Origin of the sequence: Rhodococcus sp. BP-332, from assembly GCF_019836065.1 — a bacterium.
Lineage (GTDB): Bacteria > Actinomycetota > Actinomycetes > Mycobacteriales > Mycobacteriaceae > Rhodococcoides.
Genome location: NZ_JABUEC010000003.1, coordinates 744,597 through 758,740, shown reverse-complemented (window position 1 = coordinate 758,740; position 14,144 = coordinate 744,597). Strand labels below are relative to the sequence as shown.

Annotated in this window: 10 protein-coding genes; 3 read left to right on the top strand and 7 right to left on the bottom strand. The window is 70.1% G+C overall.

Annotated elements, in window-relative coordinates; genetic code table 11:
• Positions 1-31: 31 nt before the first annotated feature.
• Complete coding sequence (locus HQ314_RS14710; RefSeq protein WP_027506825.1) at positions 32-1,342, top strand: AarF/ABC1/UbiB kinase family protein; 1,311 nt, start codon at positions 32-34, stop codon at positions 1,340-1,342.
• 23 nt (positions 1,343-1,365) lie between these two features.
• On the opposite strand, the gene HQ314_RS14705 is transcribed toward HQ314_RS14710, so the two are convergent.
• The 3 genes from HQ314_RS14705 to HQ314_RS14695 all read right to left on the bottom strand — a co-directional run bounded on the left by HQ314_RS14705 (position 1,366) and on the right by HQ314_RS14695 (position 4,338).
• Positions 1,366-1,710: a WhiB family transcriptional regulator gene (locus HQ314_RS14705; protein ID WP_156380535.1), complete on the bottom strand. Its 345-nt coding sequence runs from the start codon at positions 1,708-1,710 to the stop codon at positions 1,366-1,368.
• A 151-nt stretch (positions 1,711-1,861) separates the two neighbouring features.
• Complete coding sequence (locus tag HQ314_RS14700) at positions 1,862-2,119, bottom strand: hypothetical protein (protein ID WP_222647049.1); 258 nt, start codon at positions 2,117-2,119, stop codon at positions 1,862-1,864.
• An 89-nt stretch (positions 2,120-2,208) separates the two neighbouring features.
• On the bottom strand, positions 2,209-4,338 hold the full coding sequence (locus tag HQ314_RS14695; RefSeq protein ID WP_056695803.1) for an ATP-dependent DNA helicase UvrD2: 2,130 nt from the start codon (positions 4,336-4,338) through the stop codon (positions 2,209-2,211).
• 136 nt (positions 4,339-4,474) lie between these two features.
• Here HQ314_RS14695 and HQ314_RS14690 point away from each other — a divergent pair, with 136 nt between their 5' ends.
• Positions 4,475-4,702, top strand: coding sequence for a mycoredoxin (locus tag HQ314_RS14690; protein WP_037186837.1), 228 nt, complete (start codon positions 4,475-4,477; stop codon positions 4,700-4,702).
• Positions 4,703-4,722: 20 nt separating this feature from the next.
• Here HQ314_RS14690 and nudC read toward each other — a convergent pair whose 3' ends face one another.
• Positions 4,723-5,598, bottom strand: coding sequence for an NAD(+) diphosphatase (gene nudC / locus HQ314_RS14685; RefSeq protein ID WP_222650522.1), 876 nt, complete (start codon positions 5,596-5,598; stop codon positions 4,723-4,725).
• 87 nt (positions 5,599-5,685) lie between these two features.
• Positions 5,686-6,756, bottom strand: coding sequence for a TrkA family potassium uptake protein (locus HQ314_RS14680; protein ID WP_027506830.1), 1,071 nt, complete (start codon positions 6,754-6,756; stop codon positions 5,686-5,688).
• 159 nt (positions 6,757-6,915) lie between these two features.
• On the opposite strand from HQ314_RS14680, the gene HQ314_RS14675 reads away from it, so the two are divergent.
• A complete protein-coding gene (locus HQ314_RS14675; RefSeq protein WP_222650439.1) occupies positions 6,916-7,347 on the top strand; it encodes a hypothetical protein in 432 nt (143 codons plus the stop codon).
• On the opposite strand, the gene HQ314_RS14670 is transcribed toward HQ314_RS14675, so the two are convergent.
• Positions 7,348-10,704 carry an ATP-dependent DNA helicase gene (locus HQ314_RS14670; protein WP_222650438.1) on the bottom strand — a complete coding sequence of 1,119 codons (3,357 nt, stop codon included), beginning with the start codon at positions 10,702-10,704 and terminating at the stop codon, positions 7,348-7,350.
• Complete coding sequence (locus HQ314_RS14665) at positions 10,701-14,090, bottom strand: ATP-dependent DNA helicase (protein ID WP_261781657.1); 3,390 nt, start codon at positions 14,088-14,090, stop codon at positions 10,701-10,703. The genes HQ314_RS14670 and HQ314_RS14665 overlap by 4 nt, the downstream gene beginning before the upstream one ends.
• Positions 14,091-14,144: the final 54 nt, after the last annotated feature.

Genomic DNA, 14,144 nt, shown 5'->3' with positions numbered 1-14,144 from the left:
GCGTCGGCCGATCGTCAGACATGATGGAGTCATGCCCGACATCCCCCGCAGCAGTTCCGCCCGGACAGCCAAGCTGGCCAGCATCCCCCTCGGGATGGCAGGCCGCGCAGCGATGGGCTTCGGACGCAAACTCGCGGGCGGAAATCGTGCGGAGATCGACGCCGAACTCAGCGCCAAGGCCGCCCAGCAGATGTTTGCCGTCCTCGGCGAACTCAAGGGCGGAGCGATGAAGTTGGGTCAGGCTCTCAGCGTCATGGAGGCGGCCGTACCCGAGGAGATGGCAGAGCCCTACCGCGAGGCGCTGACCAAGCTGCAGGCCGAGGCGCCCCCGATGCCGATCGCGACGGTCCATCGGGTGATGGATCAACAGCTCGGCACCGGGTGGCGCTCGCGCATCTCCGACTTCGACGACACGGCCACCGCGTCGGCCTCCATCGGGCAGGTGCACCGAGCGACCTGGTCCGACGGTCGCGACGTGGCGGTCAAGATTCAGTACCCGGGTGCGGACGAGGCGCTGAAGGCCGACCTCAAGACGCTGTCGCGTTTCGTCGGCATCCTCGGCACCATCGTGCCGGGTACCGACGTGAAGGCCGTCCTCGACGAGATGTCGGCGCGCACGGAGGAGGAACTCGACTACCGGATCGAAGGCGAGAACCAGCGTGCGTTCGCCGCGGTCTACGACGGGGACGAGAGATTCGCCGTGCCTCGTGTCGTGGCGAGTGCTCCCAAGGTGGTCATCACGGAGTGGATGGAAGGAACGTCCCTCTCCTCCGTCATCGCCACCGGAACCGCGGAGCAGCGCAACACCGCCGGCGAGAACCTGGCCCGCTTCCACTTCGAATCGGCGGAGCGCGTCCGCCGCATCCACGGCGATCCGCACCCCGGCAACTTCAAGTTGCTCGCCGACGGCAGGCTCGGCGTCATCGACTTCGGTGCGTGCCTCACTCTCCCCGACGGTCTGCCCCCGGAACTCGGTCGGATGGTGCGACTCTCGCGCGACGAGGAGTTCGACGAGCTGACGGAACTGCTGCGCGAGACGGGATTCGTGATTCCCGGCCGCGAGGTCACCGAGCAGGAGATAGCCGACTATCTCCGCCCCTTCACCGATCCGATCAAGACCGAGTCGTTCCACTTCACTCGAAAGTGGCTGCAGGGCACGGCAGGCAAGGCCGCGGACTTCAACGGTCCGCAGTTCCGTACGGCCCGGTCCCTCAATCTGCCGCCGCGGTACGCGGTGATCTTCCGCGTTCTCCTGGGATCGGTGGGCATCTGCGCCCAGCTCGACGCGAATGCTCCGTACATGGCGATTCTCACCGAGTGGATGCCCGGGTTCGCCGAGTAGCCGGGCGACACCCGCACCGACCGTCAAGCACAGACGACGGACGGTGCGGGTGTGACCGGGTTCTTGCGGGGACGGCCGCGAGACCGCTTGCGCGCGATGACGACTCCCTGATCGAAGATCTCGCCGCCCCACACTCCCCACGGCTCGGCACGATCGAGCGCCGCGTCGAGGCACCCCGACCTGATGGGGCAGTGTGCGCACAGCTGCTTGGCGCGTTCGAGACGGTCGGGCGACTCGGCGAACCAGAGATCCGGATCGGCTCGGCGGCACGGCAACTGATCTGCGACGAAGTCGTCAATGGCGGCCACGGACCGGTCGGTCGTGGTGTCGTCGGTGCGGCATGTCGTCCGGGTGGTGGCGGGTGACACGTCGTTCTCCTCTTCTGCTGCGATTCACGGTGGTGTCGAACTCGACAGATCTGGCGAGATCCGTGAACGGCGTCGAGGGGTGTCCCACGACGAAGGCCACGGTTCGCAGGTGCGAATCCGTGGCCTTCGACGAAGGAATGCTGTGCGGTGCCTATCGAGTGATGTCCCGATCGACTCCGGTGCCCACGGATGCGCGATGCGCCCAGCGCTCGCGGTGACGGCGCGGCAAGGGTGCCACTCCGAAACCGGTCGTGCTCAGTGCGATTGCTTCGGCGACTGCTCCTGCGCCGGCTTTGTTCATGCCGGTGCTGCAGACGGCAGACTTCTGCTGCAGAAGCGCTGCGGTGGTGTAGATCTCCACGGGTGACACCTCCTTCGGCGGCGAGTCGGAATCGAGCAGGTCACGCACCGGAAACCCCCACGGGGCGCGCGGTACGAAATACACAGTAAACGGCTGCCTCAGACCGCACAACCCTTTTTCGACCTGCGGAGATGCGCTCACTCGGTGGCGGAGAGACGGGCGTCGACGAGCGCCAAGACGTCGGCTCCGAACCGCTCGAGCTTCTTCGCCCCGATACCCGGGATCGCGACGAGCCCGCGATCGTCGCGTGGCCGTTGCTCCGCGATGGCGGTCAGCGTGTTGTCGCTGAAGACCACGTAGGCAGGAACCTTGAGCGCCTTCGACGTCTCCGACCGCCAGGTCCGCAGGGATTCGAGCAGAGCGATGTCGACGTCGGACGGGCAGTTCTCACACCGGCCGAGCATGGTGGCCACCGTGCCGATGACGGGCTTGCCGCACACACGGCAGACCGGCCGCTTCTTGTGGACGGTGGGTGCGGCGATGCGCGATGCGGGCGACGACTCGGGAACCAGGTCGACCAGGAACCGCGAACGCCGACGCGACTTGCGACCGCCCTCGTTACGGGCCAGCGCCCAGGACAGTTCGAGGTGCTCCCTGGCGCGCGTCACACCCACGTACAACAGGCGACGCTCCTCCTCCACCGCGGCCTCGTCGGGCGACGAGTTGTTGTCTCCCAGAGCGTGACTGATGGGCAGCGTGCCGTCGGTGAGACCGACGAGGAAGACCGCGTCCCATTCGAGTCCCTTGGCGGCGTGCAGTGACGCCAGCGTCACCCCCTCCACCACCGGAGGGTGCCGAGCCTCCGCGCGCATCGCGAACTCACGCACCAGTCCCTCGAGATCGAGATCGGGTACCTGGACGACGAGATCCTCGGTCAGCGCGACGAGAGCCCGCAACGCAGCCCACTTCTCCCGCGCCTGAGCTCCGTTGGGTTCCGTCGCCGACAGTCCCAGTGGAGCCAGCACCGCCTCCACGAGCCGCGGCAGGCCGGCCCCGCTGCGTGCGTCGGACGGCAGGTCGTCCCGGGCGGCGCTCGATCGAACGGCGGCGACGGCCGACCGGACGTCCTGCCGCTGGAAGAAGCTCTCGCCGCCGCGGATCTGATACGGAATTGCCAGATCCGTCAGCGCCTTCTCGTGCGCCTCGGAATGAGCGTTGATGCGATAGAGCACAGCGATCTCGGACGGCGCCGTGCCGGTACGGATCAACCGTTGAACGGTGCGCGCGACTCCCGCTGCCTCGGACACCTCGTCGTCGTACTCCACGAAGGTGGGGTCCGGTCCCGCCGCGCGCTGTCCGATGAGCTGGAGCCGTGTCCCCGCGATGCGCCCCTTCGCCGCGCCGATGACCTTGTTGGCGAGCCCGACGACCTCCGGAGTGGACCGGTAGTCGCGCTCCAGGCGCACCACCGTCGCCTCCGGGAACCGCCGCGAGAAGTCGAGCAGGAACCGCGGTGTGGCCCCGGTGAAGGAGTAGATGGTCTGGTTGGCGTCGCCGACCACCGTCAGGTCGTCCCGATCGCCCAGCCAGGCGTCCAACACACGCTGCTGCAGTGGAGTGACGTCCTGGTACTCGTCCACGACGAAGCACCGGTACCGCTCGCGGAACTCCTGTGCGACGGACGGGCTGTTCTCGAGCGCCGCCGCCGTGTGCAGCAGCAGATCGTCGAAGTCGAGGAGCACAGCATCGGGATCGCGGTTCTTGAGTTCCTCGTAACCCTCGTAGACCGCGGCGACACGATCCGCGTCGGTCGGCGTGTCGCGGTGCAGCCGTGCGGCGGCGGCCGGATAGTCCTCGGGCGCGATCAGCGAGGCCTTGGCCCACTCGATCTCACCCGCCAGGTCGCGGACACTGTCGGTGGACGTCGAGACGCCGGCAGCGGAGGCGGCCTGCCCGACGACGCCGAACTTGCGATCCAGCAGACGCCAGTCCGTGTTTCCCACGACCTGCGGCCAGAAGTACTTGAGCTGCCGCATCGCGGCGGCATGGAACGTGCGCGCCTGCACCTGCCCGTCGGACGACTGCCCCCGGATACCGAGGACGCGGAGCCGTTCGCGCATCTCCCCCGCAGCCCGCGCGGTGAACGTGACGGCGAGGACCTGACTCGGCTTGACGTGCCCGTCCGCGACGAGGTGGGCGATGCGACGGGTGATCGTCCTGGTCTTGCCGGTTCCTGCACCCGCGAGCACACACACGGGGCCTCGCGGCGCGAGCACGGCGGCCGACTGTTCGGGGTCGAGACCCTCCACCGCATCCCTGTCGTTCACGTGGCCATCATGTCAGCCCGCACCGACACCGCCGGCGCGCCCACCGCCCGATCGGAACAACCGTCGATGACTCCGCGTTGAAAGTTCCGTGACCACAGCACAGCAGAAAGACGCAGCCCACGTGCCCGCAGTGACGATGTACTCGACGACCTGGTGCGGCTACTGCCGACGTCTCAAGACGCAGCTCGACGAGAACGGCATCGCCTACACGGAGATCGACATCGAGAAGGATCCCGCGTCCGCCGAGTTCGTCGGGAGCGTCAACAACGGAAACCACGTCGTGCCGACTCTGAAGTACGCCGACGGTTCCACTGCGACCAACCCCAGCCTCGCGCAGGTCAAGAAGGCCATCGGCCTGAACTGAGGCGTGGGCGCTCGCGTTCGTCAGGACTCGAGCGCCGCCCACGACTCCACCATCGCGCGGGCGATGGAGATGCTTCCCGGAAGCAGGAGCGGAGCGTCCTCCGAGGCGCTCCAGTCCCCGGCTACGAGGGCGGTGCGTACCTCGTCACGGGTGAACCATCGCGCCTCCGCGATCTCACCGTCGTTGAACGACAGCGGTTGTGAGGCGTTCGCGCGCGCCGCGAACCCGATCATCACCGAGCGCGGGAACGGCCAGGGTTGACTGCCGAGATAGGTGATGTCGGACACGTCGAGACCGACCTCCTCGCCCACCTCGCGGCTCACGCACGTCTCGAGCGACTCCCCCGCCTCCACGAAACCGGCGAGCACCGACATCCGACGCTCCGGCCACATCGGCTGGCGTGCGAGGAGGACGCGGTCCGCCCCGTCGTGCACGAGGACGATGATCGCCGGGTCGGACCGAGGCCACTCCTCGTGGCCCGTGAGGGTGCTGGTGCGGGACCACCCCGCCGACGAGAGCACGGTCGGTGATCCGTCGCGCGCACTGAACGCCGCTGACCGGTGCCAGTTCAACAACGCCACCGCCGTCACGACCAGCCCCGCCGACGACTCCGTGAGGACGTCGCCGAACGACCGCAGATCCGTCACCTCGCCGGCGAGTGCGGAGACGGAGACCGCCCAGACGTGGTGGTCGTCGACGACTCCCAGGAACACCGCGTCCTCCGGCGGCGAGTCCGCCGTGTCGACGGCCGGTACGAGCGCCACTCGACCGTCCTCGACCGGCACGCGACCCTGACTGTCCACGCGCAACAGCCGTGCGGTGGGCCACCCTGCGGCGAGTGCCGCGTCGTCGCGACGCAATTCCTCGGCGCGGTCGATCGGGGAACGCGAGAGCATGGGCTCGGACAGAAGTCGGAAGGACACGTCACGACCCTACTGACCGGGTCCGACGGCGGCAGATCCGGTGCACCGCAGTGCGGCTGGTCAGTTGGAGACGCGTCGGATGTAGAGCAGTCTGTCGTCCGCCTCGATCGCATCGACCTCGGGCGAACCGACCCGCACCAGGCGACCGTCACGGACCACACCGAGCACGATGTCCGACAGGTGGCGGGGCGATCCGCCGACCTCGTCGCGTTCGACCTCGCGCTCGGCGATCGCGAAGCCCGCCTCGGGGGTCAGCAGATCCTCCATCATCTCCACGACGCTCGGCGTGGTCGTCGCGATACCCAGCAGTCGCCCGGCGGTCTCCGAGGAGACCACCACGGAATCGGCGCCCGACTGGCGCAGGAGATGCACGTTCTCCGCCTCGCGCACCGCGGCCACGATCTTCGCCTTGGGCGCGATCTCCCGCGCCGTGAGCGTCACCAGCACGGCGGTGTCGTCCCGGTTGGTCGCGACGATGATCGACGCGGCGTACTGAGCACCGGTCAGGCGCAGGACGTCCGACCGGGTGGCCGAGCCCTGCACGGTCACCAGGCCCAGGTTGCTCGCCGCGTCCAGGGACGACTGATCGGTGTCGACGACCACGATGTCCGAGGCCGACACCCCGTCTCCGAGCATCGCGGCGATCGCGGTGCGACCCTTCGTGCCGTACCCGACGACCACGGTGTGATTGCGCACGTTGCGCCTCCATCGCTGAATCTTGAACGCCTGGCGCGAACGTTCGGTGAGCACTGACAGGGTGGTGCCGACGAGCAGGATCAGGAAGAAGACGCGCAGCGGCGTGATGACCAGGATGTTCACCAGGCGCGCGGACGGGGTGATGGGCGCGATGTCGCCGTAGCCGGTGGTCGACAGCGACACGGTCGTGTAATAGAAAGCGTCGAGGAAGGACAGCTGATTGTCCTGGTTGTCGGCGTACCCGTCCCGGTCCACGTAGACGACCATGGCGGCCACGAAGAGCGTGGCGAGCGCGATGATGATGCGCTGGTAGATCGCCCGCCAGGGGCTCTGCTCGAACTCCGGGATCCGCAGGACACCCACCAGTGCGAAGTCGGGGCGATCCGTGAGTCCGGTGTCGGTGTTCAGCAGCCGATTCCGCAACCGTCCTGCCATGAATGTGGTCCTCGTTCGTCGCTCGTGGTCGTCGATCCGCCTCGTCGGCTGCCGTGACTGTATCGGAGCATCGAGCCGCCGACCCCCATCAGTCGCTGCAGAACTCCGGTGCTCCACCGTCCTGTTGGCAACGAGCAGACGATGGTGCAGGCTGCGACCATGACGCTCCGTACCTTGCCGCTGCTCGATTCCGTTCGATTCCCGTCGCGCCGACGGGCGGCGGACAGGGCGGCGCAGCGACTCGCGGTCCTCCTCGGCGGAGCCGGTGTCCTGCACTTCGTCACACCGGCGCCGTTCGATTCCCAGGTGCCGCACGTGCTCCCCGGATCACCGCGGACGTACACGTACGTGTCGGGAGTGGCGGAGCTCGGACTGGCGGCCGGACTGATCGTTCCCCGCACTCGTCGCCTGGCCGGCGCCGCGGCCGCCGCCTTCTTCGTGGCCGTGTTCCCGGCCAACCTGCAGATGGCCGCGTCGTGGTTGCAGAGCGAGAAGACCTCGACCGCGATGAAGGTGGGGGTCGTGGCTCGACTGCCGCTGCAGATCCCGCTGATCACGCAGTCCTGGAAGGTGCACCGCGACGCGCGCTGATCACGTCGCCGGGTCCGCGCCCGCCGTGGAGATGATCTCCGCCAACCGTTCCGCGTCCGGGAGATCCGTCGGAGAGACGGTGATTCCCGATCGCACGTAGTGGAAGGCCGCCCGCACCGTGGTGAGGGGCACCGGCTCGGAGCGGGTCGCCGACATCAGCTCCGCCCAGGCGAGCCGGTAGGCGGCGAGCTGGATCGCCACAGCACGTTCCTCGGCCGGTGTCGGCTGCGCGCCGGTCTTCCAGTCCACCACCGTCCAGCCACCGTCGGAGTCCGCGAACACGGCGTCCATCCGTCCCCGCAACACGACTCCACCGACCGACGTCTCGAACGGGACCTCCACCTCGACGGGACTGCGCAACGCCCACGGTGACGCGTCGAACGCACGCTGCAGCTCCTCGAGGTCCGTGTCGGCGGCCGAGGCGCCGTCCGCCGCGCCGGGCAGCTCGTCCAGGTCGAGCAGGCGGGTCGCCCCGAAGCGTCGTTCGACCCAGGCGTGGAACGCGGTGCCGCGACGCGCCAAGGGGTTGGGCGCGAACGGGACCGGTCGCCGCAGCGTCGATGCCAGGGCGTCCGGATCCGCGACCAGGTGGACCACCTGGCTCACCGACATGGTGTCGGGCACGACGACGTCGGTTTCCGGCCGCCACACCGCATCACGTTCGGCGAGAAGCAGTTCGACGTCACGCGCCCACCCGTCGGGATCGTCGTCGTCCCAATTCTCGGACGACGATTCCTCGACCGATGCCGACTCGACGAGTGCGGCACGCACGGCTGCAGACCCCATGATCACGTCCTCACGGCGGGCACCCAGCGGATCGGCCGGCCAGAGTGCCGTCAGTTCGACTGTCGCGTAGGGGTTGTCGGCTCCGTCCGGCGGAGTGGGTTCCCAGTGCTGCACGGTCCCGATCTCCGCGCCGCCGATCGCCGAGGTGGTCTCGACGAGGCCGTGCAGTTCGGCGAGGAACGACGAGGGACCCTTCGGCGACGAGGCGCCGGGAGCCCAGTGGTGCGCCGAGACCAGCAACACCCGCTCGGTGCGCGTGAGGGCGACGTAGAACAACCGTCGGTCCTCGTCGAGTCGGCGACGTGCGAGCGCAGCCTTGTGTTCGGTGACGGCGTCGGCGATGTCGCCGCGGTGCGTCGCGCCCTCGAGATCGAGAACGGGGACGCCCCCGGCGTCGTCACCCGGAATCGCCCTGTCACCGCGCAGGGACGGCGGTAGCTCGGCCACCGAGCCCAACCAGGACGCGGACGACCTGGTGGACGGGAACACGCTCTCGCAGACGTGCGGTACCGCCACGACCTCCCACTCCAGACCCTTCGCGGAGTGCACGGTGAGCACCTGCACCCGGTGCGGGTCGACGTCGACCTCGCCGGGCGCGAGGCCGTCCTCGACGGACTCGGCGGCGGACAGGAAGGACAGCAGCCCGGTGAGAGTCGCCGTCTGCTGATCGCCGTACTCCGCGACCACCTCGGCGAAGGCGTCGAGATGCTCGCGCCCGCCCGCGTCCCCCGACGGACGACGCGCCCCCGCCTCCACGTCGATCCCGAGCACTCGCTCGACGTCGGCGACCAGATCGGGAAGTGGCTGACCGAGCCGGTGGCGCAGTGACTGCAGTTCCCCGCCGAGGGCGAGGATGCGCCGATGTCCCGCCTCGGAGTAGCGCGACGGGTCGCCCGGATCCGCCAGGGCGTCCACCAGCCCGGACTGTTCCGATCGCTCCCCGGGCATGCCGTCCTCGAGCGCGCGCCCCAACTCCTCGGCGTCGGTGACCGTGCCCGTCCGCCCGCGGCCGGTGTGCGCCGCGATCTCCCGCGCTCGCCTCCACAGGGCACGCAGATCGGCGGCACCCAGTTGCCAGCGCGAGCCGGTGAGAACGCGCATGGCGGCGCTGCCGGCCAGCGGGTCGCTCACCAGCCGCAGCATCGCCACGAGGTCGGCGACCTCGGGCGTCCGGAGCAGCCCACCGAGTCCGACGACCTCGACGGGCAGGCCTGCGCCGCGCAGAACCTCGGCCATCGGCCCCGCATCGGCGTTGCGCCGCACCAGGACCGCCGCGGTGGGCGGAGTGCGCCCGTCCTCCCGCGCCGTGCGGTACTCCCGCGCGATCGCCTCGGCGATCCACCGGCGCTCGTCGTCCACCGTGGTGGTCAGCGCGAGCCGGACATCGCCGGGCACCGCACCGGGACGCGCGCGCAACTCGTCCACCGCGACACCGCGCATGCGCAACGGGGCAGCCACCGCATTGGCCAGCGCGAGCGCCTCGGGCGGGTTGCGCCAGCTGGTCGACAACTGACGCACCGGGGCCGGGTAGCGCGCCGAGCGTGGGAAGTCGGTAGCGAACCGGGGAAGGTTCGCGGCGGACGCACCGCGCCAGCCGTAGATCGACTGCATCGGGTCGCCGACGGCCGTCACCGTCAGAGTGGAGTCACGGCCACCCCCGAACAGCGAGGACAGCAGGACGCGCTGCGCGTGACCGGTGTCCTGGTACTCGTCCAGCAGCACCAGCCGGCACCGCGTGCGCTCGTCGCGGCCCACGTCCGGGTGGTCCGCCGCGACACGGGCGGCCAGGGACATCTGCCGCCCGAAGTCGAGCAGTCCGTCACGGGTCATGACCTCGTGGAGCCGCGCCACCAGGGGCAGCAGATCGAGCCGGTGTTCCTGCACCTGCAGTATGCCCAGCAGGTCCTTGGTGGGACCGCCGCTCTTCTGCTTCGGGCCCGGTGGCAGATGGTGGATCAGCTTCTCGAGCTCTGTGTGGGCCTCTCCCAGGTCGCCCGGTTCGACCAGGTGCTCGGCGAGCTGACCGGACAGGGCGAGCACGGATTCCGTGATCGACGCCGGTGCCCGGTCCAGTGGGACGTCGCCGTCCCATGCGGCCACCACGCGGTGGGCCAGCTGCCACAGCTCGGTCTCCGACACGAGGGTCGTGGACGGTTCGAGCGGCAGCACCATGCCGTGGCGTTGGAGTAGTCGGCCCGCGTACGAGTGGTACGTGCTCACCTCGGGCTCGCCCGACAAGACGGTGCGCCGCAGCTCACCGGACGCATCGAGACGCCGCAGCAGGTCGGACCCGGCCAATCGGGCCAGTCGTTGGCGAATGCGCGTGGTGAGCTGCTGAGCGGCCTTGCGCGTGAAGGTCAGGCCCAGCACCTCCTCCGGCCGGACCAGACCGTTGGCCACCATCCAGACCACTCGCGCCGCCATGGTCTCCGTCTTGCCGGCGCCGGCGCCGGCGACGACCAGCAACGGACCGCGCGGAGCCGCGATGATCTCCGACTGCTCGTCGGTGGGCGGGAACTGGCCGAGAGCGACGGCGACCTCGGCGGGGCTCACTCGGGCCACGTCTCTCATCCTTCGGTCACCTGCCTGCCTCTGTCCTGTGCCGGGCAGGACGACGCTATCGGGCAGTGCCGACAGCCGTCGTTGACGCGAGCCTCGAACACCGGGCCCCGCGTGGCACGCGCCGCGTCGACGACGACGGTGCGCCACTGCTCGAGGGTCTCCCCCGTGAGTGCTGCCTGCGCTCGTTCGGTGGCACCGGTCCTGGTGTGCGGCTTGGCGACGTAGACCAACCGCCCGCCGCCGGGACTGCCGGCCGGTTCGCCCTCGACCGCACCGGCGGCGAGTGCCACCTGATACGTCGCGAGCTGCGCGTGCTCGGCCGTCGCCGCGGCCGTCGCCGCGTTCTTACCGGTCTTGACGTCGACGACCACGGGTCGTCCGTCGGGGTCACGTTCGAGCCGATCGATCCGTCCGCGCAGCGCGACGGCGGGCTCGTCCGGCGTGCGCGGTTCCAACACCCCGTCCACCGGCACCTCGACACCGGCCTCCGTCAGCTCGCCGCGTGAGCGTGACATCCACTCCTGGAACGTCTCGATCATGGTGGCGGTACGTGCGAGCTCCTTGCGCGAGAACCACGCAGATCCGAGATCGACTGCCACCCAAGCTTTCTCCAGCTCTCTGCGCACCTCGTCCGGCGGCACCCGACCGGCCACTGCCTGCACCAGCGTGTGCACCAGCGTTCCGGTGACCGCGTGCACGGTGTCGCCTTCGGTGCCCCCGTTGCGTTCGAGAGCCCACCGCAGCGGGCACGCGGTGAGCACCTCCACCGTGGACGGCGACAACGACACCGGCCCGTCCGCCGGATCCCACAGCGGCATCTCGGTACTGGTTCCGGACAGCCCGTACCACTCGTCCGGGTGGGCGCCGCGCACCCCTTCACTCGCCAGTCGCGCCAGGTGCCGTGCGGCGCGCGCATGGCGGTCGGGGTCGTTCTCCGCGACACGACGGTCGCACACGACCGCACGCAGCTCGGCGACCAGAGCGGGCAACGCGAGCACCCGGCCGAGAGGCGCGGTGGGGCCGGCACCGGAGTCACTCTCCTCGACGTCCGAGTACCGCACGGCATCGGACGCGAGCAGGTCGTCCACGAACCTCGACCGCACGGTGTCCGCGCCACCGGTCACCGAGTCGACGGCGGTGACGAGCAGGCTCGACCGTGCGCGGCTGCACGCCACCAGGAACAGGCGACGTTCCTCCGCGAGCAACGGTGCGGTCCGCGAGACCCGATCGTCCAACTCGCGATCGCCGTCGGAGACACCCGCGGCGAGATCCACCAGGGCCTCTACCCCGAGCAGCGATCCGCGCGGGCGCAGCGCGGGCCACAGTCCCTCCTGTACGCCCGCCACCGCGACGACGTCCCACTCGCGCCCGACCGCGGCATGGGCACTCAGAATCCGCACCGCGTCGGGAACGATCGCGGGACGCCGCCCGTCGCCCACGGGAACCTCCTGGTCGGTGACGTACTCGACGAACCCCCCCAGGGTGCCGCGCGGGAGTGCGTCGACGTACGCGGCCGCGGCGTCGAACAACGCGACGACGCTGTCCAGATCCCGATCTGCCTGCACGCCGAGAGGCCCACCCCGGGCGGACGACGCCACCCACCAGCGTTCGAGCCTGGTGGCACGCCACCCGGCCCAGAGTGCGTCCTCGACGCGACGACCGGCCGGGCCCACCGCCTTCGCGATGGCCGTGACCACGGCACGGACGCGGGTGAGCGGTGCCTTCTCGACGTCGGACAGACGTGCGACGAGCGGGTCGACCGAGGAGCCGATCATCGCGGCGCGCAGCAGCACGGACGAGTCCCGCTCGCCGCCCTCGGCCACATCGCCCCGCCGTAGCCCGCGACGCAGTCTGCGGACGGCGAGTGGATCCGCCCCTCCGATGGGACCTTCGAGCAGTGCCAACGCAGCGTCGTCGGAGAACACCGCCGCCGACCGATCGGGTGCGCACCGGGCAGCGGCGACCGCCCGCATCGCGAGCAGTAGTGCAGCCGCACCACGGTGCCGATGCAGGGGCACGGCCGTGGCGGACGACACCACCGGCACCCCCGCGGCGTGCAGCGCGCGACGCAGGGACGGCAGCGACCGCGGAACGGAGCGGACGACGACGGCCATCTCCGACCAGGGCACGCCGTCGGCGAGATGCGCGCGGCGGAACGTGTCGGCGATGGCGGTGGCCTCCTTCGCCGTCGAGGACGCGACGACCACCCGCACCGGCGGAACCGCGCGGGTCTCCTCCTCGGCCGACGGGTGTTCGTCCTCCGCCCTGTCGTCGCGGAACTGCGTGCCGACACGGTGTGCGACCCGACCGGACAGGTGCGCGGTGATCGCCCGCTGCACCGAGCCGACACCGGAGTCCGAACGGTGGTTGCGGGACAACACGACACGACGACCACCGTGCCCGTCGTCCAGATCGGTGAGGAAGTGCGCGTCCGCGCCGCGGAAGGAGAAGACCGCCTGATCGGGATCGCCGGCGACGACGGTGGACGACGCACCGGCGGAGAGCAGCCGCACCAGCTGGGCCGCCTGCGGATCGAGGTGCTGGGCATCGTCCACCAGCACGTGGCGGATGCGCCGACGTTCGGAGACGAGCAGGTCCGGATCCGTCGCGAACGCCGTGAGCGCTGCACCCACGAGCTCGGCCGCGTCCAGTCCGGGCGACGTGGCCTCCGGAGTCTCGACGCCGACCGATCCTCGAAGCAACATCGCCTGTTCGTACTGTGCGGCGAACTTGCCCGCAGCTACCCACTCGGGCCGAGAGTGCTTCCGCCCCCACGCGATCAGGTCCTCCGGACCGAGCCCGCGTTCCGCGGCGCGCAGGACGAGATCACGGAGCTCGGACGCGAAGCCCACCAGTCCGAGCGCCGGGCGCACGCGCTCCGGCCACCGGGCGGCGCCGTCCGCGATCTCACCGCGGAGCATCTCGCGGATCACGGAGTCCTGCTCCGCGTTGGTGAGGAGACGCGGCGGCGGATTGCCGTAGGCGGACGCCTGCAACCGCAGCACGGCGAAGGCGTACGAGTGCACCGTGCGTACGAGTGGCTCGCGTGTCGCGCGGGGCTCGGAGGACACGCCCAACAGCCCGGCGGTGATCTGCTCGCGCATGTCGACGGCCGCCTGACGCGAGTGCGTGAGCACCAGGACCGACTCCGGATCGCTTCCCGGCGCCGTCATCCGCGCCACCGCCACATCGGCGACGAGCGCGGTCTTCCCGGTGCCCGGACCACCCAGAACCTGCCACGGCCGGGAGTCGCCGGGCTCACTCGGCGCGACCAGCGGCGCACACTCCTGCGGCCACGTGCGCACCTGCGCGACACGGTGCGTCCGGCGCACCAGCCGGATACCGCCACGGGTGACAGCCGCGTCTCCGGTGGTGCCCGCGCCGTCGTCGTTCATGAGGCGCATTGCATCATGGGAGTCCGACACACCCCCAGTTCCCACACAGCCCCC

What these genes read in the sequence shown, in the direction of transcription:
- HQ314_RS14710 (WP_027506825.1), top strand. Translation starts at nt 32, where the DNA reads ATGCCCGACATCCCCCGCAGCAGTTCCGCCCGGACAGCCAAGCTGGCC.
- HQ314_RS14690 (WP_037186837.1), top strand. Translation starts at nt 4,475, where the DNA reads ATGTACTCGACGACCTGGTGCGGCTACTGCCGACGTCTCAAGACGCAG.
- nudC (WP_222650522.1), bottom strand. Translation starts at nt 5,598, where the DNA reads ATGCTCTCGCGTTCCCCGATCGACCGCGCCGAGGAATTGCGTCGCGAC.
- HQ314_RS14680 (WP_027506830.1), bottom strand. Translation starts at nt 6,756, where the DNA reads ATGGCAGGACGGTTGCGGAATCGGCTGCTGAACACCGACACCGGACTC.
- HQ314_RS14675 (WP_222650439.1), top strand. Translation starts at nt 6,916, where the DNA reads ATGACGCTCCGTACCTTGCCGCTGCTCGATTCCGTTCGATTCCCGTCG.
- HQ314_RS14670 (WP_222650438.1), bottom strand. Translation starts at nt 10,704, where the DNA reads ATGAGAGACGTGGCCCGAGTGAGCCCCGCCGAGGTCGCCGTCGCTCTC.
- HQ314_RS14665 (WP_261781657.1), bottom strand. Translation starts at nt 14,090, where the DNA reads ATGAACGACGACGGCGCGGGCACCACCGGAGACGCGGCTGTCACCCGT.